Genomic DNA, 20,002 nt, shown 5'->3' on the forward strand with positions numbered 1-20,002 from the left:
TACCTAAGCTGTTTCATGATATGGGTTGTATCTCTTTTATTCTAGACTGACTATACTTATTAAAGCTGCTCACAGTGAGACTAAAGAGCGATATGGTTATCAGCGTCTACACGCACATTTAAGTGAAGAAGGGCACGATGTCAGCAAGTATATGGTACGTAGTATCAAGGAAGAGCATGACATCAAATGTAGACGTCATAAGCGCTTTAAAGTGACAACAGACTCAGAGCATAACAAGCGAATCTATCCTAATTTGCTTAAACAACAATTTAGCGTTAATCATCCTAATTGTGCATGGGTTAGTGATATCACCTACATCTGGACAGATGAGGGCTGGCTTTATTTAGCAGGCGTCAAAGACTTATATACCAAAGAATTGGTTGGCTACGCTATCGATAAACGCATGAAAGCAGATTTAGTCTGTAGAGCCTTAAATAAAGCAATCAAGGATAAACGACCTAGCCAAGGGCTTATTGTACATTCAGATAGAGGTAGCCAGTATTGCAGCGACGATTATCGCACAATCATCAGTAAACACGGTTTTAAAGGATCTATGAGTGCTAAAGGCAACTGCTATGATAACGCGCCAATAGAGAGCTTCTGGGGCATATTAAAGAATGAGCTAATATATCATAAGGACTATAAAACACGATTCACAGCCATTACTGACATCATCAAATATATTGAGCTGTATTACAATCAGACTAGGATTCAAAAGGGTTTGGGCTATAAATCGCCAAGACAGGTGTGGTTTGACTTTTATCGTCAGGCTGCGTAACTAAAATCTCCCAAGTTTAGTTCTACGGGATTGACAGCAGGGATCAGATTCAGTCTATGACATTAAAACTTTGGATCTGAGTGGAGTGAAGAAATTAGGTGGCAACGCTAAAGCTGGTATTCAGACTGATCTCGATTACGATTATTTTCCAAGTAATATAGCCTTCCCTAAAGGTTCTGAGTGTTATATCTTCCAAGAGACACCTTCTCAATCTTATTACACCTTCTATGACTTAGCCCCAAGAGAAGATATCACGATTGCTCAATGGATTATTAATGAGAAGAAAAACAATACAGTCAACGATCTAATTGAAGAAAAAGTCGGAAAAAACAATGAGCTGTCGGCTGCTAGGTATACGGATGAGGATGGCGATATCATTGCTGCCATCAAGTACAATGGCTTGGTATATGATGCTTATTACTATCAAAAAGGCGTTACCGAAGATTCAAATATAGACTTTACTACCGATTTTGTTAACTGTGATCAGTATAATACCGTCGCTGCTAATCTCTTAGAAGAGCAAATCAAAATCAATTATAAAAAGTAATCGTATATAGCTAAGACTTAACTTTGATGTTCGGTAGCTTTTATTAGTGAGTGGTTACTATTTCTCTTACAAAAAGCGGCATAGTAAATAGCGCCTATATTAGGCGCTATTTTATTATGCCTCTACACCTTTATTACATGGCTTTATTTAGAGTAGTAGTAGTAATTATTAGCTGGTTTAATTGGTAAGATAAAAGGATAAGCCGAAGACGCTTTTTTAGTGATAGTATGTACTTGAAACCAAATTATGACTTAGAAATATTTAGTTACATTTTATTAAACAATAAATCCCATTATTTTCCTTACATCTAACACTACAGACCTGTTGGTCTATTTGATGGTCTAATATGCATATACATTATTATAATGTCAATTAAATCAAATACTTATATCTATAGTTAGACTTCCTCCTTCACCGCCAATCTTATCTATTCTGAGAAACGCACTAGTTTTTTTGTGCTGTCCTACTCTATCCTAAATAAAATCCAGACACCTTAACAGTAAGACTGTCAGTCTGATCGTCTAATGATACCTGAATGGTGATTTTTATCCTATCTATCAAAAAAAAACCACCAATAAAGAATATTGCTGGCTCATATCACTGCTCTATTGCTGCTAATATCTAAACCTACAGCTGTTTACTGCCTATACATCTCTTTATTGCTTCTTTTTCACTGTCACTTAGATTCATATGTAACTTGTTCAACCTCAATTTTATGCGGCAGTCTCGTCTGATTTTTTTCGTTTCAGCAGACATGACTGGTTTTGGAGTCGCTTTTACTGCTTCTGCAAAAGCAATGCTTGGTACCATCGCGTTGGCTGAGTAGCCTATTACACTGAATAAGGTGATAAATAGTACGAACAAGGTTTGTCTCATGGGCGCTCTCAGTCGATTTTTAAGATGATTATTTAGGACAGTCAATGAATATTTAACATCACTGGTTTGATTGAAAAGCACTACTTGAGATAACTAGCGCGCGCAGACGATGTTAATACTGCCTCTTATCATAGCCAGTTCCTACGTTAAGTAGCTTGATGAAAGTTTAAGAAACGTTAAGGTGTGAGCGTTTTGCATATCTGCTAGACCGTAATATCTCTTCAAATAGAGACACAAGACCGGATATATCACAACTACTAGCCAAACCATTGCACATAAAAATGACGCCTACTTAGGGCGTCATTTTTAAATAATCAGATATCACTTTTAAGAGCGGTGTCTGTAGTCGTTTTTGCTTTGTTTATCGTTTTTATATTTGCCCTGATATTTGTCTTGATGCTTTTCTTGTGCTTTATGCTTGGCAGCCACTATTTTTGCTTTTTGCTGTGATACCTTTGCCTTATTTTTGACAACTTTATGCTTACTATCTGCCTTGCTATCTGCTTTGTTACCATGTTTTTGGTGTTGTACTTGAGACGCATGGTGTTGTGAATAATTTGGTGCAGCATTGGCTTGACTAACCATAGATAAACAAGCGGTAGCGGCTAGAATCGAACTTACTATTATCTTTTTCATTGTTTTTTCCTAATGTAATTCATATTAATAAATGATGATTAAAGATACCTTATGAAGTATCACGATAATGCATCGCTCTATCGACAAAGAAAATGATAACTGGTTCTCGTATTAAGTAGCTTTATGAAACTTGAAGAAAGGTTGCGATTGTTACCACTGCTAAGCGCATTTACACATTAGGCGGTAGAAAGCTACAGAGTTGCACTATTGGCTGGTATCGACTGAGCCTATCCGCCTATGTATGATGCTTTTGGCAGGCGTACAAAGAATTTATAGCGCTTAGCATCTGACAACTATACACAGCTCAACTCTTCTATCAGCGCTGATTGGATAACAAATTTATGTGTGGGTTATTACGTGTTTTATTAACTGTAATTGGGGCGATACTCATTATCGACTGCGTTACTTTGATGGCTGTTGATAAGATTAATTTTGGTACAGTGCTGCCTTTTTTGATAGGCGTAGTTTTTGTAGGGCATGGACTAGGTGCTCCTTTAATTACAAAAATACTTGCTAAGAATCCTTTACTGCGACGTATTTGGTACGGATTGTGGCTAGCGTTTGGGTTATGGCTCGCCAGCTTTTTAATTTTTATGTATTCGCTACAGCAGCAGATCAAACACAGCACACAAGATCTGCCGCCAGTAGCAGCTATCATCGTGCTCGGTTCGGGGACGGTCGATGGCAAACCAACGCCTACCCTTGCCAGCCGCTTGGATACGGCAGCACAACTGATTGAGCAGCAGCCACAGGCACTCATTATTACGAGTGGCGGTGTGGGCTATGAGCGCACACGCAGTGAGGCGGACATCATGGCGACGTACTTGGCGCAAACCCATGATATTTCACTAGATCGTATTTATCAAGAAGGCAAAAGCACCAGTACTGAGGAGAATTTGGCGTACAGCCAAATCATACTTGAACAGCATGGTATTGATAAAGAGGTACCGATTGCGATTGTGACCAGCGATTTTCATACCATTCGCGCAGCGGCGATTGCCCTCCATCAAGGTTATACGCAACCAATTACACTCGCCAGCCCAACACCATTGTCTATTCGCTACAATGCATGGTTTCGAGAGTATTTTGCCTTTGGTAGCGGTTGGCTACTACAAGAATACTAATCGGCAGATGCCGTAACAAAAATATTAAAAGGCGCTCAAATGAACGCTTTTTTTTGCAAAATATAAACCACGAATTTTGCCTCTGTTTTAAATGATGCTTTCTCTACTGCTGTCAGCAACGCTTGTCTTTTTTCACTACGTGCGCGGTAGGCATACGGGGTCATGGTCATCAAATCTGCCAAATCATTTGCCACTAATGACAGCTCGGTACTGACATGATGCGTCGCAAGCAGGGTAAAGTGCGGGGCTAATTCGTGCAAAAACTTATCAGAATCATGCTCGCGCACACTATCAAACAACGCTTCACGCATCGATGCAAGATGCTGACTATCGGGTTTGGCAATGATGAGATAGCCTGTGTCACACAATACTTTGGCAAAGGCCTCAGGCAAGATAGGACTAAAAATGCTACTGATACCCGTCACACTACGGGCGCGTAGCGGCAGATGGGCGGCGCTGGTCACTAGTGGATATACCGCCGTCTGAGTCGCGCCCTCTTTGGGCTGCTGATACCACAGCTGCCCTGCCGCTTTGCTTGCTTTGGCGAGAGTAGAGACGGCAGGCTTGCTGATATCAACCGCTAGCAGCGATGCTATACCGTCTATCTGCGCCATTGCTTGGGTATAATAGCCCTCACCGCAACCGACATCCAGCCAATTTGCGGCAGTATCACTCTGCCCGAGTAGCTGCCTCATTTGCTGCTCAAGCAAAGCCTGTAATGGCTGATAATGTCCTGCGGCCAAAAACCTCTGCCGCGCTTCGATAGAGGCTTGGCTGTCCCCTGGCGTTTTGGATTTTTTTTGTTGTACTGGTAACAAATTGACATAGCCTTGACGCGCCACATCAAAAGGGTGCTTATTCTGCTTTGGATGCAAGCTGCCATCACAGCGCCACGTATCGGCTGCAGGCTGCATGGGTGACTGGCAAAGGGGACAAATAAATAACGACACAGGTTTCTCAAAATCAGTCAAGTATGGCCGTCATTTTAGCAAAGTTTACTTCAGCTGCGGCATAAAACCCTCACTTAGCAATAAGAGACAGAACCAAAAAAGCCACCTCAAACACGATGAAATGGCTTTTGCAGAGCGCTAAACCAAAAGACTCAGTTTGCTAAAACATCAGCTTGTTAAAAAAATAGTTAGCGCAGTTTTAGCGTCATTAGCCCTAAGATGACAAGGATGATGGCAATAATCCAAAAGCGTGCCACCACTTGTGTTTCTTTCCAGCCAATCTCTTCAAAATGATGATGCAGTGGCGCCATACGAAAGACGCGTTTTTTGCGCAGCTTATATGAGCCAACCTGTAGCATCACCGACAGTGCTTCTGCGACAAACAAGCCACCCATAATGGCAAAGGCAATCTCTTGACGAGTCATGACCGCGATGGTACCGAGCATTGCGCCCAGTGCCAATGCTCCGACATCACCCATAAATACTTGGGCTGGATGGGCGTTAAACCACAAAAAGCCCAAACCTGCCCCAATCATCGAACCACAGACAATGATGACCTCAGAGTTATAAGCGATATAAGGCACATGCAAGTAGTCAGCAAAACGCACATCACCTGAGACATAAGCCATCGCGCCCAAACCTGCCGCCACCAGCACCACCGGCAAGATGGCCAAACCATCCAAACCATCGGTTAAGTTGACGGCATTAGAAGCGCCATTAATCACAAAATAGGTAAAGATAATAAACCCAATACCAAAAGGTAGCGCGGAGAAAGGAATGATCCAGTTTTTAAAGACGGGCAGTAGTAAATCCTGCATCTCGCGGGTGGTGGCGATATCTGGCTGCAGCGTGGAGATATAGTACAGCGACACCCCAACAAATAACGCACCCATTGACAGCCAAAAGTACTTTTTGCGAGCGATTAGGCCTTTGGGGTCTTTATACTTAATCTTTAGCCAGTCATCAGCCCAGCCAACCGCGCCAAACACCACCATCACGACCAGCAAGATCCACACATAAGGATTGTCTAAGCGCGCCCATAGCAAGGTCGACACCGCGATAGCACTGAGTATCAAGACGCCGCCCATGGTCGGTGTGCCCGTCTTGGCCAAATGCGACTGCGGTCCATCATTACGGATGGCCTGCCCATATTTGAGCGTACGCAAGTGGCGAATGACGCGGCCACCAAACATCATGCTAAAGACTAAAGCGGTAATGACCGCCAATAACGCGCGTAGCGTCAACGAAGAAACCGCAGAAAACGGTGTATAATACTGGCCAAGCCAGCCAAACAACCAAACTAACACCGCCTACTCCTCGACTAGCGCATTGATAAGGGTTTCCATTTGCATAGCACGTGAGCCTTTGAACAGCACGGTACAAGGCTTAGCCTGCTGCGCTTGCAAATACGGCTGTAAATATGCCAATAGGCTGTCTTTGTCCGCAAACGCATGCGCACTGATATCAGAGATTTCTTGCGCACCTGCTACGGTATACGGCGCATACTCACCGACGCACAGCAACACGTTGATACCAGTGGTGGCAATGGTACGACCCAAGCTTTGATGCTCGCTCACTGCCGCGTCACCCAGCTCAGCGATATCGCCTAACACCATCACTTGCGTGCCTGTTTGCGCCGCCAGCACCTTAGCCGCTGCACGCACGGAATGCGGATTGGCATTATACGTATCATCGATCAGGCGATGCATCCCCAGTATCTGGCTATTGAGACGACCTTTGGCGGGGCGGGCGTTTTCTAAACCAATCACGATATCACTGACATCGATGTTTAGCGCATACGCACAAGCGGCCGCCGCCAAGGCGTTATTGACATTATGCTCACCCGCCAATGGTAGGTTGATGTCATGGACTTGATTACCAATGTGCAGCTTGAACTCACTACGCTCAGGCTCGACATCCAAGTGACTGGCACTGACATCGGTATTGCCAAAACCAATCACATGCGAGGTATGTTTTTCGGCGATACGGCGCAGTTGATTGGTAAAGTCGTCTTTGTCAGGGACAATAGCAAACTGAGTATCGGTTAATGTATGGTAAATCTCCGACTTGGTTTGACAGATGCCTTCACGGCTACCAAACTCACCCAAATGCGCGGTACCAATATTGAGGATACAAGCCACATCTGGTTGGACGATTTCTGTCGTGTAAGCAATCTCGCCGATATGGTTGGCGCCCAGCTCTAAGATGGCATAGCGATGATGATCGGACAACTCGAGCAACATCATCGGTACGCCCAAATCGTTGTTTAGGTTGCCACGGGTGATCAGGGTCGGTGCTAGACGACCAAAGATACTACCAAGCATCTCTTTGCAGGTGGTTTTACCGCTTGAGCCGGTGATAGCAATCACAGTCAAATCTTGATGCTGCTGGCGACGATAAGCGGCCAGCCGCCCCAAAGCCAGACGCGTATCACTCACGACCAACTGCGGGATGCTCGTCGAGATGGGACGTGAGACGATAGCGGCGACAGCACCTTGGGCAGCGGCTTGATTGATATAGTCGTGACCATCAAAATTGGCACCGCTTAGCGCCAAAAAGATATCGCCGCTCTTTATCGTGCGGGTATCGGTGGCGATACGGTTGCTGGTGACCGCGTTGTTGGCAAGCTCAGTTTGTCCTGCATTGCTTTGTCCTGCGGCTAGCTGCCAATGCCCATTCAGCGAGGCTGTCGCAGCGAGCAGATTATCTACCTGCCAGACATAGAGACCTTGCGACTGAATGGTATTGTCGTTGTCGGCTGTCATAGTGATTACCTTGTATGATGACTACTTAATTTTTATAAATACTGTTTGTTACGCTTAACATGATTTTATGAGCGCTCTTAAATAATGACGCAATTCTCAACCATCATGACCCTGCAGACCTATCGCCTATCTGCGCCCAGCCTTTTGTAAGGCTTGTTGCAAGACCACACTGTCATCAAAATCATAACGGACATGATTGATCTCTTGATAGGTCTCATGACCTTTGCCAGCGATGACGACGATATCATTGGCCGCTGCTTGCATGACAGCATACTCAATCGCCGCTTGCCGTGCAGGCTCGATATGGGTGCGCTGATACTGCGCGGTGCTCATGCCTGCTTGCATATCTTGCAAGATGGCCTCTGGGTCTTCGGTGCGCGGATTATCCGCGGTCAATATAACCCTGTCCGCGCCCGCCAGGCCTGCCTGCGCCATCAGCGGACGCTTGCCCGCGTCACGGTCTCCGCCGCAGCCAAACACCGCCCACAGCTGTCCCTCACAGTGGGTGCGCAAACTGGCCAGCACCTGACTGAGCGCATCAGGGGTATGCGCATAATCAACGATAAAGCAGCCATCACGCGATGCGACGCGCTGCATACGCCCCACTGCGCCTTGTAGCTGCGGGACGATCTTGGCGATACGCTCAAGACTCATGCCCAATGCAGCAGCAGCGGCAATGGCAGCCAGCAAATTGGCGACATTAAAACGCCCGAGTAAAGGACTAACGATATTTATGCAACGGCTCTCTTTATGGCCAGTGTCTGTATCACCAGTGCCTTTATCAGCGGTATTTCCACCGGCGATGTCTGTCTGCAGTGTAATTTTCACCCCTTCTAAGCTTGGGGCAATATCGGTGGCAACAAAAGTCGCAGGCTTTGAGGCATCTAGACTGTACGTCCATACCGTCAAACCACTAGCATACGCCATATCTAGCATAACCTGCGCGTACTCATCATCGATATTAATGATGGCGTGCGTCAAGGAAGGAAAATGCGTTTTGTCAAAGAGCCTAGCTTTTGCCGCGGCATACGCTGCCATATCGGCATGATAATCTAAATGATCGCGGCTTAAATTGGTATAAATCGCAACAGATATCGGTACGCCTTGTAGACGCTGCTGATCAAGGCCGTGCGAGCTGGCTTCTAAAGCCAATATTTCTGCCTTCTCAAGCGCCATTTGATACACAAACTGCTGCACAGCAAGAGCGTCGCCCGTTGTATGGCTAGCCTGTACCAAGGCACCCAGTCGACCGTTACCCGCGGTCCCCATCACAGCGCTGCTCATGCCAGTCAGCTGCGTCAACTGTGCCACCAGCTGGCTGATGGTGGTTTTGCCATTGGTGCCTGTCACTGCCACCACCGTGGGTAACCGGCTAGGCTGCTGGTACTGTAAGCGCGCCTGAATGAGACTGCCCAAAAAATCACGAATATGCGGCACGTATATCAAAGGACAAGACAAGACATCTGCTGGCGACTGTCCATCATCAAACAAATCGCTTGGGTCAATCTCCGAGAGAATAAAGGCCGCCTGTGACGCAGCTTGTAGCAGATAGTCGCGGCTTTTTTGGCAGTGGCCTGTCTGGCTTTTTAGGAGGACAAACACATCGTGTGCCGCAACGTGGCGGCTATCTAACCGAAACTGTGCAAATGGTATATGCGCGACCGAAACGTCCTCACTGATATTATCCGCAGCAGCGAGCAGCGCGGTGAGCGATGACTGTAGCAAAGAATGCTGACGATCGCCGCTCTCTAAAAGCTGCTGCAAGGTAACCAAGGTAACCGAGTGGGTACTGGGCGATGAGGTAAGCGTGGTCATGGGCAAATCCTAAACGGTAAACACAAATCAGCGGCTGGCGCTGGATACTGACCGACATCTGTCGTCGTGTTTGTGTGGCAAGATACTTATGGCTCTTCGGTTTTTAGCGGTTTATCTAAAGGTACATTATACAAACGCAGCGCCTCTTTCATGACATTATGAAAGACAGGAGCGACCGTCAGACCCGCATAAATCTGCGCGCGCGGGTCTTCGATGAGCATCACGCCCACCAGCCTTGGGTTTGATGCTGGTGCCATACCCGCAAAGACGTTGCGATACTGGTCAGTATAGTAGCCTCCTTTTGGGTTGATACGGCGCGACGTTCCTGTTTTACCCGCCACACGGTAGCCATCAATGGCCGCGCCTTTCGCGGTACCACCCGGCTCGGTGACGCTCTCCATCATCTGCACGATAGACATCGCTTGCTCGTGCGCCATAATGCGTTTGCTTGGCTGCGGTTTGTCGTCTTTGATCAAGGTCAGCGGATGCATGACACCACCTGCGGCCAGCGCCGAATAAGCCTGTGCGACCTGCGCAAGTGTCACCTGCAGACCATAACCATAACTGACGGTGGCTCGGCGCGAGGTTTCTTTTTCTTTTGGCGTGACCACCAGACCACTACCCTCACCAGGGAACTGTAATGGGGTTTTTTCACCAAAGCCAAACTGCTTTTGCATATTGGTAATGGCATCAGGCGGCAGGGATAATGCAATCTTGGTCGAGGCAACGTTACTCGATTTTTGTAGTAGCGTGCCCATGTTGATCATGCCGAGATTACGGTGATCGCGAATGGTATAACCTCGGACACGGATGGAGCCTGGATTGGTATCAATCAATGACGTCGCGGTATATTTACCCGAGTCTAACGCCGCAGCCACAGTAAATGGCTTCATCACTGAGCCTGGCTCAAAGACGTCTAACAGCGCACGGTTTCGCTGGTTTTCACCGGTCATCTCATTGAGGTTATTGGAATTAAATGACGGCCAGGTCGAGAGGGCGAGCACCTCGCCTGTCTGCACATCGACGACCATACCTGTCGACCAGCGCGCCCGCTGTAGGCGTCCTGCTTTTTCTAACTCTTTATAAAGCAGATATTGCAGGCGCGAGTCAATCGTCAGCGCCAAATCTTTGCCCGGTATCTCAGGCTCAACTTGCTTGATTTCTTTTAGGCTGTTTTGTTTGGCATCTTTTAGCACCAGTACCTTGCCATCTTTGCCCGCCAGCTCCTTTTCGTACTGACGTTCTATACCCGCACGCCCTTCATAGCCGCCCTCAGGGTCATTGGCGTTTTGTCCCATAAAGCCGAGCAATTGCGAGTTGGGCTGAGGCTGCGGGTAATAACGCTGAAAGAAGTTTTTTTCATATACCCCAGGGAAATCTAAAGAGCTGACACTTTGGGCAATCTCTGGCGTGACTTTATTAAGAAGCGGTAGGTAGTGCGAGCCTGCGCCTGATGGCAACGCTGCTTTTACTGCTTCCTCGTCGGTGACATCGATGCTGTCATCGATCGCGGTGACTCGTCTTAGCTCACTGACTGAGATATTGGCGGCAGCAGCCAAGGTAGTCAAGTCCATAGCATCCAAGCGTTTTTGCATGCGCGCTCGTAGCTGCGGACTGTCAGGATTGGTCAAAATGATGCGTTTGAGCTCATAGTATTCACGCGCATAGTCATGCGGACTAAAGGACACTGTCGCCAGCGGCGCACTCACTGCCAGTGGCAGTTTGTTGCGATCGGTAATCATACCGCGATAAGATGTTTGTGTGCGTACGCTGGTGATCAGCTCATTGCCCTTATCTTGATAAAACTGGGCATTGGCGACTTGAATGTAGTAAGCACGGCCTATCAGCGCGACCAATATGGCAAGCGCCAACCCCCAAACCGTCCAAAATCGCGCTTTGTCTTGCTCAAAACCGCCCCGTGAGGACGCCCCTGACGCTTTATTTAAAAACGCGGTTTTACGGTTTTTGACACTGGTATAAGCACCTTGATTGTCATTCTTTTTTAGTCGCCCAAACAGCTTAGCCTTACGGCTATCTGCCGCACTACTATCAGTTTTTTTATTATCAGTTTTTTTATTTTTTTGTCCTGATTTGGCCGCACTGACACGGCGCAGCGGCTTGGTGACTTTGCCGCTGGTGGGTTTTTTGCTGTTGTTTTCTGCTGTTGACTTACCGGTCTTGGCTTTGGATTTTTTTTCACTCATCGCCCAGCCTCCGCCGCATTGGTGTTAATTGATGTAGCTATAGGCGGCGCGTCAATCGACAAATCGGTACTGGCAACCTCTTGCATGACATCACTATCATTGGCGGTGATATCTGTATCGCTAGAGGCGGCTGGCGCCAGCGCCGTAGGAGCGCCTGGCTGAATAATCAACTTGTCTTTGAGGGTTGGAGAATACATGCCAAGCTCGGCCACAGCGCGGCTGGCAATTTGCGGCGTGGCACTAAAGGTTTGCTGCTCGATAAGCAGCCGCTGATGCTCTACTTGTAGCTTGCGCTGTTGTTTTTTCATGTCTTGCAAGGTCTTATAGTCCTGATGGTATTGCTGGACGCCTTCAGCGGTCTTGATACCGCTCCAGATGATTGCCGCCGCCAGCAATAATAAAATCGCCACATAAATGCTGACCACATTAAACCGGCGCACAAACAGCTCGCCGATATCGACATTAGGAGGGGTGCCGGTGCGGCGAGTAGGTTTGTCAGATATTGCCATGACGCTCTCAAAAAGTGGACTTCAAATATAAAATCGGCGACGGTTTTAAACAGTTTTTATGCGCAAATGTCTTTACCAGATATTCAGGCCGCATCGGTGACATAAAGCCAAATATCACTGTCGTGCGCGCTACAAACAAAAAACCAACTGCTGAGCCTAGCAGGTAATATTTACAGCTTTTTAACACTAGCGTAGCCATTCGCACATTTTTATCTTATTTAGACAAACAACAGCAAAGCGATATGACTACTCTTAAACCGCTTCACTGACAATGCGATTAATCTTGGCTTGCCGCCTATTGGTACTCAACATCGCTGCGCGTGGCCAGTCGTAACCATGCACTGCGCGCGCGCGGGTTGCCACTGACCTCGCTCTTGCTAGGCCCCACCCGTTTTGGCTTACCAAAATAGCGCGGACGTTTGGGCGGCATCGGCAGATTGTCATCCTCTGGATATTGCCCTTTGCTATGGCGCTGCAAAAACTGCTTGATTCGGCGGTCCTCTAAAGAATGAAAACTAATCACTGCCAGCTGACCACCTGCTTTTAAAATCGGAATACTTTGCGCTAAAAAGTCATCGACATCGCCAAGCTCGTTATTGATAAAAATACGCATGGCCTGAAAGCTTTGGGTCGCTGGATGCTTACCGCGCTGCCAGTTGGGGTGCGCCGTTTTGATCACCTCTGCCAGCTCAAGCGTGGACTCATAGCTGTCCATCTGCTTGATGGCGCGCGCGATACGGCGACTGTGGCGCTCTTCGCCAAACTCATAAAGCACATTGGCCAAGGTTTCGTCATCGACCTGCTCGAGCCATTCGGCCACCGACTGGCCACGACTGGTATCCATACGCATATCAACCGCGCCATCACGCATAAAACTAAAACCGCGGCTACCATCATCAATCTGCGGCGATGAAATGCCCAAATCTGCCATCAAGCCATCCACCTGATCGATGCCCAGCGCCGCTAGGCTGTCCGTTAAGGCCGCAAAACTATCATGCACCACTTTGACACGGCTGTCACTAGCTGCCAGCTCTTGCGCCACAGCAATTGCTGTCGGGTCTTTATCAAACACCACCAGCGTCGCGTCGTCGCTCAGATGACTCAATAATAGACGGCTATGACCGCCACGGCCAAAGGTAGCATCGACGTAGACACCGCTCATTTGCAAGCTGGGTTGTGGGGCGTCATCTGTGCGTTTAGGAAGAGATTTGACGCCCAGTACCGCCGCCACAGTCTCTTGCAATAGTACGGCATCATGGACAAAGCGCTGCTCGCTGGACGCCGCGCACGCAGACGCTCCCTCACGGATGGCCTGCGCAGTATCAGAGGTTACAGCAGATAAATCAGCCGCCGACTTGGCAGGGTCAGTGGCCAAAGAAGGGCCTTGTTTGCAAGTGGACGTACTGTTTTGCTTATTATTTGGCTTATCATTCAATGTGGACACAAACGACTCAGTAGATAACGGCCATATCGGCCGGTAATAGTAAAAAATCAGATGAAAATAAACAAGTTATGTCTTGCTTGACCTTATTATCGCAAGGATACACGGTGAGTCAAGCACTAGACAGGCTTTTCATTAAAAATATCGCAGCTGTCTGTTATACTAGCGCTATATTTTACGCTATTTTTTGCTATTGACGGCCACTCTTTCATTGCTATTTTAGTCATATTTTTTCTTCAGCTATTTTGTGGCTATTATTGCTATTTATCGCCCACGACATTTTGAGATTTTTATTATGCAAACATCGACCCACGCTCCCTCCGACACGAGCGACGCCCGCCCTATTCGCACACGTATTGCGCCCTCGCCGACTGGCTTTCCGCATGTTGGTACCGCTTATATCGCGCTTTTTAATTTGGCTTTTGCCAAAGCCCACGGCGGCGAGTTTATTTTGCGTATTGAGGACACCGATCAAACGCGTTCGACGGCTCAATCTGAGCAGATGATTTTGGACGCGCTACGCTGGGTCGGACTTGACTGGAGCGAGGGGCCAGACGTTGGTGGCCCGCATGCGCCTTATCGTCAGAGCGAGCGTAGCGATATTTATAAAAAACACGCCGAGCAGCTGATAGCAAGCGACCATGCGTTTCGCTGTTTTTGTACTACAGAAGAGCTAGACGCCATGCGCGCTGAGCAAATGGCCAATGGCGAGACCCCGCGCTATGACGGCCGCTGTGCCCACCTACCTCCAGAAAAAACTGCTCAATTGGTAAGCGAGGGCACCCCGCATGTGATCCGTATGCGTGTGCCCAACGACGGCGTTTGCCAAGTACATGACATGCTGCGCGGCACCGTCGAGATTCCTTGGGCGCAAGTCGATATGCAGGTGCTGCTAAAAACTGACGGCATGCCAACTTACCATCTTGCCAACGTCGTCGATGACCACTTGATGGAAATCACTCACGTCATGCGCGGCGAAGAGTGGTTAAACTCTGCCCCCAAGCATCAACTGCTTTATGACTATTTTGGTTGGGAGATGCCAACACTCTGCCATATGCCGCTACTGCGTAACCCTGACAAATCAAAGCTGTCGAAGCGTAAAAACCCAACCTCAATCACCTACTACCGTGATGCCGGCGTACTGCCTGAAGCGCTGCTCAACTACCTAGGCCGTATGGGCTACTCAATGCCCGACGATACCGAAAAATTCACCTTGGATGAAATGATTGCCAGCTTTGATATCCAGCGCGTGTCTCTTGGTGGCCCTATCTTCGATACCGAAAAACTCAATTGGCTAAACAGCGAATGGCTACGTGCGCTTACGCCTGAAGAGCTTAAAAACAAAATCCTTGAGTGGGCCAGTGACAGCGATAAACTCACCGCTATCGCCGCTGCGATTCAGCCACGCATCGAGCTGTTGTCTGACGCGGTCAACTGGGGCGGCTTTTATTTCCAAAACCTGCCAGACATCACCGCTGAGAGCTTCACCCATAAATCGCTTGAGCCTGAGCAAATCATCGAGCTGCTACAACTGGCGCTTTGGCAGCTAGAAACCTTGCCGACGTGGTCGGAGGAAAACATCTATACCACGCTAAAAGGCCTCGCCGCTCACCTCGATATCAAGATGCGCGATTTTATGGCGCCGTTCTTTATCGCGATTGCGGGTAGCACCTCGTCGACACCCGTTATGAACTCGATGGCGATTATCGGTGCGGATATGACCTTGACGCGCTTGCGCCATGCGGTTGAGGTGCTTGGCGGCCTCGGTAAAAAGAAACTGAAAAAACTTGAGAAAAAAGCGGCGGATCTGCCTAATTTTTTGGCTGATGCATAGTTTGGCAGCAGGATATCCTTGTACTTGCCAATGAAGAGTAGAATGGATAAATAATAAAAAAGGGTCAGTTCATTCGATACTGGCTCTTTTTTATGTAACCCCCATACTCAAACGTCCACAATTAGCCATTTAAATACTTTTAATGACTTTTTTTGCATTATTTTGCATTTTTTTAAAAATAGCGGTTGACAAGACTGCTGGTCTTACCTAAAATACGCACACTCTTAGCGAGGGGCTATAGCTCAGTTGGTAGAGCACTTGCATGGCATGCAAGGGGTCAACGGTTCGACTCCGTTTAGCTCCACCATACTATTTATCGCTCAACGGATAAATATTGCTTTGAGAACAATGTCAGCACCTAGGCAAGGTTTATTAATAAATAAGCGCTCTGATATTGTGAAGTACCGTTATAACCATAGGTTATGACACTCTATGCGTCCCCATCGTCTAGAGGCCTAGGACACCGCCCTTTCACGGCGGTAACGGGGGTTCGAATCCCCCTGGGGACGCCACTATTCGGCGTCACTTATTAGCACTTTTGCTTAGCATCAGATTAGACTAATAAGCGAACACTAAAAAATCCCAGTCATCATCCGGTGACTGGGATTTTTTTCGTTTGTCATTTATAAAAACCATCGATATGAGCTGCTCATGACGACCGATACCAGGTAAACTACGAAATAAACGACAAATAAAACACTCCCCTATTATTGCTAACACAAGGAAGTATGAGCCATGTTCGGTATCGAAAACTATCTGGGCTTTGTCTTGGCAGCGATTTTGCTAAACCTCACTCCAGGCACCGATACGATGTATATCATCACCCGCAGCGTCTCACATGGCAGCGCAGCAGGGTTTTATTCTGTCCTCGGTATCATCTCAGGCATTTTGGTACACACGGTATTCGCCGCATTGGGTCTATCGATCATTTTGATCAACTCGCCTCTGGCCTTTACGATTGTAAAATATATCGGTGCCAGCTACTTGTGCTATCTGGGTATAAAAATGCTGATGAGCAAGCAGCCTTCTTTACTGGCAAATCATTTACCAAAAAGCAGCCCATCGGCACCTGCCAACTCTATAGCGCACTGGCAAATATACAAACAGGGCGTATTAACCAATGTCTTTAACCCAAAAGTCGCGCTATTCTTCCTCGCATTTTTTCCGCAGTTTATCGATCCTAGCTATGCTCATAGCGCCTTGTCATTTCTGATCTTAGGATTGAGTTTTGCGCTGACGGGATTTGTATGGTGTTCGTGCCTTGCATTACTGGCCTCAAAATTTAGTGCCAACTTAAGAAAAAACCCAGCTATCGAAGTTCTTTTAAATAAAATAAGCGGCGTGGTGTTTATTGGTTTGGGAGTTAAGTTGCTTACTGAGAAGGGGTAAAAAAAACTACAAATAACGATCAAATAAGCTGATTTGTATAAAATCTAACTACCCATAAAAAAGCCCAATTCCAGATTTTACTGGCATTGGGCTTTGTATTATTTAAAAGCTAATCAACCATTACGCAGCGTTTTTACTATCAGCCGCTAGCTGACGCAATACATAGTGCAGTACGCCGCCATGACGCACGTATTCGCGCTCTTTTGGTGTCTGTAGACCGACATTGACCTCAAAGGTTTCAGTCGAGCCATCGGCGCGGGTGGCAGTGACTTGAGCGGTTTTGCTCTCGCCATTGTTTAGGCCAGTGATGCTGAGCACTTCTGAGCCATCGAGCTTGTAGGTTTGAGCGTCTTCGCCATCTTTGAAAGTCAATGGCAGCACGCCCATACCGACGAGGTTTGAGCGGTGAATACGCTCAAACGAAGTGGTGAGTACCGCTTTTACACCAAGCAAAATCGTACCCTTCGCTGCCCAGTCACGGCTAGAGCCTGAGCCATACTCCGCCCCGCCGAGGACGACGAGTGGACGTTTATCTTCTTTATACTTCATCGCTGCATCATAGATGGCCATTTCTTCGCCATCTTGTAGCGTCGACTTGTCATCTTTGAAGTAATAGGTATAACCGCCTTCTTTGCCGCCCATCATTTGGTTTTTGATACGGATATTGGCAAAGGTACCACGAGTCATGACTGCATCATTACCACGGCGTGAGCCATAACTGTTGAAGTCCGCTTCCATGACGCCGCGCTCTTGCAGGTACTTACCTGCTGGCGAGTTTGGATCAATATTGCCCGCAGGTGAGATATGGTCGGTGGTGATTGAGTCACCGAATAGACCTAAGATACGCGCACCTTCGATATCAGGGATACCCTCTGGCTCCATGGTCATACCATCGAAGAACGGTGGATTTTTGATGTACGTTGAGCCTTCATCCCATGGATATAGCTGACTATCGGCTGAGCTAATCGCGTTCCACTCTTTACTACCGTCGAACACTTCACCATAGTTTTTACGGAACATATCAGCATCGATGTTATTGGCAATCAGCTCGTTGATCTCATCTGACGTTGGCCAAATGTCTTTTAAGTACACATCGTTGCCGTCTTGATCTTGACCGAGTGGGTGGGCAGTCAAGTCAATATCGACTGTTCCTGCTAAGGCATAAGCGACAACCAATGGCGGCGATGCTAGGTAGCTGGCCTTGACGTGTGAGTGAATACGACCTTCAAAGTTACGGTTACCAGAGAGCACCGCTGAGGCGACTAAATCGTTCTCTTCGATGCCTTTTTCGATCACATCAGGAAGCGGACCGGAATTACCGATACACGTGGTACAACCGTAACCGACCAAATAAAAACCTGTTTTTTCGAGCTCATCCATCAGTTTGGTTTTTTCTAGGTAATCAGTTACGACTTTTGAGCCAGGTGCCAATGAGGTCTTAACCCAAGGCTTGGCTTTGAGGCCTTTGGCAGCGGCCTTTTTGGCGACCAATCCAGCACCAATCATAACGGCTGGATTTGAGGTGTTGGTACAAGAGGTAATAGCGGCAATCACGACTGAACCATCGCGCAGCTTATGCTCTTTGTCGTCAATATTAACGCTTGAGAACACGTTATTGGCTGGCTGGTAGCCTTTGCTATCGTCAGTTTCGGTATCAACGTCGATGTTGGGTTCAGCTGCCAAGTGTTCCGCTTGCTCTTGCTCGCCGCCTTCTTGGTCAAAGCGTACTTTGCCTTCGACTTCTGCCTTGCGGTCCTTGGTCATTTTTTCTAGCGTTTCGCCGAATTTTTCGTGCATATCAGATAAGTTGATACGCTGCTGCGGCAGATTAGGGCCTGCCAGTGCTGGCTGGACAGAAGACAGATCAAGCTCTAGCTTACTTGAGTAAGTCGCCGCTGGCGTATCGGCATCATGCCATAAGCCCTGTGCCTTGGCATATTTTTCGACCAGCTCAATTTGCGCTTCGTCACGGCCTGATAGACGCAGATAGTCAATCGCCATTTGATCAATCGGGAAGATACCACAAGTCGCGCCGTATTCTGGCGACATATTGGCAATCGTCGCCCGATCCGCTAATGGCATTTGATGCAAGCCTTCACCGTAAAATTCGACAAACTTACCGACCACGCCATGTGCTCGTAGCATCTCGACCACACGCAATACCAAATCCGTCGCGGTGACGCCTTCACTGAGTTTGCCTGTCAGCTCAAAGCCAACCACTTGCGGGATGAGCATCGAAGACGGCTGACCGAGCATCGCCGCTTCAGCTTCGATACCGCCAACGCCCCAACCAAGCACACCGATACCATTAATCATCGTCGTGTGACTGTCGGTACCAAATACCGTATCTGGATACGCCATCAGCTCGCCATCAACATCCGCTGCCATCACGACGCGCGCAAGATACTCAAGGTTGACTTGGTGCACGATACCCGTCGCTGGCGGGACAACGACAAAGTTCTCAAAGGCATTTCGGCCCCAATGGAGAAACTCATAACGCTCATTATTACGCTTAAACTCAATCTTTTCGTTGAGATCCAGCGCATCCTCACGGCCATAAGCATCCACTTGTACCGAGTGGTCAACGACCAGCTCACTGGGGATAAAGGGGTTGATTTGCTCAGCACGACCGCCCAGCTCTACTACCGCATCGCGCATCGCTGCTAAATCAACGACTGATGGCACGCCGGTGAAATCTTGCAGCACCACGCGTGCTGGCATGAAGGCAATCTCTTTGGACGCCTCAGCGCCAGCGTCCCAGTTGGCCACTGCTTCGATGTGGTTTTTGCCGACAGACTGACCATCATCTTCGTTACGCAATAGGTTTTCTAGTACGACTTTCATACAGTATGGTAGCGTATTGATATTGTCGTAAGTCTCGGCAAGTTTGGGCAGGCTATAATAGGCATGCTCCTTGCCATCGACCGAAATGGTGTCTTTTACATTAAAGATATCACTCATGGTAGCTTCCTTATCGTTGTTATAAATCCTAAACATAAATGGCCAATTACAAGTTAGCATTTATGTGGATATTGGTGGCTCAATAAATGGTGGTTTATTAAAGAAATACTGTGTCAAAGTAGGCACTAAAAACATTCATTATTACAAAACCATGTAAGACAAAATCCTAAGAT

The 20,002-nt window shown here is 47.6% G+C and carries 13 protein-coding genes, 2 tRNA genes and 1 pseudogene; 7 read left to right on the forward strand and 9 right to left on the reverse strand.

From position 1 onward, the window contains the following. Positions 1-52: 52 nt before the first annotated feature. Both JFC05_RS09185 and JFC05_RS09190 read left to right on the forward strand, forming a co-directional pair. Positions 53-778: pseudogene (locus JFC05_RS09185) on the forward strand (IS3 family transposase); the annotation flags it as partial. Between the two features lie 85 nt (positions 779-863). Next, positions 864-1,325 (forward strand): hypothetical protein, encoded by a 462-nt coding sequence (locus tag JFC05_RS09190; protein WP_198336675.1) that lies wholly within the window; start codon positions 864-866, stop codon positions 1,323-1,325. A 1,203-nt stretch (positions 1,326-2,528) separates the two neighbouring features. On the opposite strand, the gene JFC05_RS09195 is transcribed toward JFC05_RS09190, so the two are convergent. Then, on the reverse strand, positions 2,529-2,837 hold the full coding sequence (locus JFC05_RS09195) for a hypothetical protein (RefSeq protein WP_198336676.1): 309 nt from the start codon (positions 2,835-2,837) through the stop codon (positions 2,529-2,531). A gap of 593 nt (positions 2,838-3,430) precedes the next feature. Here JFC05_RS09195 and JFC05_RS09200 point away from each other — a divergent pair. Beyond that, positions 3,431-3,961 carry a YdcF family protein gene (locus tag JFC05_RS09200; protein ID WP_319830001.1) on the forward strand — a complete coding sequence of 177 codons (531 nt, stop codon included), beginning with the start codon at positions 3,431-3,433 and terminating at the stop codon, positions 3,959-3,961. Positions 3,962-3,996: 35 nt separating this feature from the next. Here the strand turns inward: JFC05_RS09200 and JFC05_RS09205 are convergent, their stop codons facing one another. The 7 genes from JFC05_RS09205 to rsmH form a co-directional block, all read right to left on the reverse strand. After that, positions 3,997-4,875, reverse strand: coding sequence for a putative RNA methyltransferase (locus JFC05_RS09205; protein ID WP_198336678.1), 879 nt, complete (start codon positions 4,873-4,875; stop codon positions 3,997-3,999). 224 nt (positions 4,876-5,099) lie between these two features. After that, positions 5,100-6,218, reverse strand: coding sequence for a phospho-N-acetylmuramoyl-pentapeptide-transferase (mraY, locus tag JFC05_RS09210; RefSeq protein WP_198336679.1), 1,119 nt, complete (start codon positions 6,216-6,218; stop codon positions 5,100-5,102). A gap of 3 nt (positions 6,219-6,221) precedes the next feature. Then, positions 6,222-7,676, reverse strand: a complete 1,455-nt coding sequence (locus tag JFC05_RS09215) for a UDP-N-acetylmuramoyl-tripeptide--D-alanyl-D-alanine ligase (RefSeq protein WP_192995235.1) — start codon at positions 7,674-7,676, stop codon at positions 6,222-6,224. Between the two features lie 126 nt (positions 7,677-7,802). Beyond that, the gene (locus JFC05_RS09220) at positions 7,803-9,491 is read right to left on the reverse strand and encodes a UDP-N-acetylmuramoyl-L-alanyl-D-glutamate--2,6-diaminopimelate ligase (RefSeq protein WP_198336680.1); all 1,689 of its coding nucleotides are present in this window, start codon (positions 9,489-9,491) and stop codon (positions 7,803-7,805) included. A gap of 86 nt (positions 9,492-9,577) precedes the next feature. Beyond that, positions 9,578-11,695: a peptidoglycan D,D-transpeptidase FtsI family protein gene (locus JFC05_RS09225; RefSeq protein WP_198336681.1), complete on the reverse strand. Its 2,118-nt coding sequence runs from the start codon at positions 11,693-11,695 to the stop codon at positions 9,578-9,580. Beyond that, positions 11,692-12,204: a cell division protein FtsL gene (gene ftsL, locus JFC05_RS09230; protein ID WP_198336682.1), complete on the reverse strand. Its 513-nt coding sequence runs from the start codon at positions 12,202-12,204 to the stop codon at positions 11,692-11,694. The genes JFC05_RS09225 and ftsL overlap by 4 nt, the downstream gene beginning before the upstream one ends. 295 nt (positions 12,205-12,499) lie before the next feature. After that, entirely contained in the window at positions 12,500-13,513 is a 1,014-nt protein-coding gene (gene rsmH / locus JFC05_RS09235) for a 16S rRNA (cytosine(1402)-N(4))-methyltransferase RsmH (RefSeq protein ID WP_198336713.1), read from the reverse strand. A 427-nt stretch (positions 13,514-13,940) separates the two neighbouring features. Here rsmH and gltX point away from each other — a divergent pair, with 427 nt between their 5' ends. The 4 genes from gltX (at position 13,941) to JFC05_RS09255 (ending at position 16,868) form a co-directional block, all read left to right on the forward strand. After that, positions 13,941-15,479, forward strand: coding sequence for a glutamate--tRNA ligase (gltX, locus tag JFC05_RS09240; protein WP_198336683.1), 1,539 nt, complete (start codon positions 13,941-13,943; stop codon positions 15,477-15,479). 231 nt (positions 15,480-15,710) lie between these two features. Continuing rightward, positions 15,711-15,786 (forward strand) — tRNA-Ala (locus JFC05_RS09245). Positions 15,787-15,915: 129 nt separating this feature from the next. After that, positions 15,916-15,991: transfer RNA gene (locus JFC05_RS09250), tRNA-Glu, on the forward strand. A 223-nt stretch (positions 15,992-16,214) separates the two neighbouring features. Then, positions 16,215-16,868, forward strand: a complete 654-nt coding sequence (locus tag JFC05_RS09255; RefSeq protein WP_192995243.1) for a LysE family translocator — start codon at positions 16,215-16,217, stop codon at positions 16,866-16,868. A gap of 120 nt (positions 16,869-16,988) precedes the next feature. On the opposite strand, the gene acnA is transcribed toward JFC05_RS09255, so the two are convergent. Beyond that, on the reverse strand, positions 16,989-19,829 hold the full coding sequence (gene acnA / locus JFC05_RS09260) for an aconitate hydratase AcnA (RefSeq protein ID WP_198336684.1): 2,841 nt from the start codon (positions 19,827-19,829) through the stop codon (positions 16,989-16,991). Positions 19,830-20,002: the final 173 nt, after the last annotated feature.

Origin of the sequence: Psychrobacter celer (genome assembly GCF_016107555.1) — a bacterium.
In the GTDB taxonomy this organism is placed as follows: Bacteria; Pseudomonadota; Gammaproteobacteria; order Pseudomonadales; family Moraxellaceae; genus Psychrobacter; species Psychrobacter celer.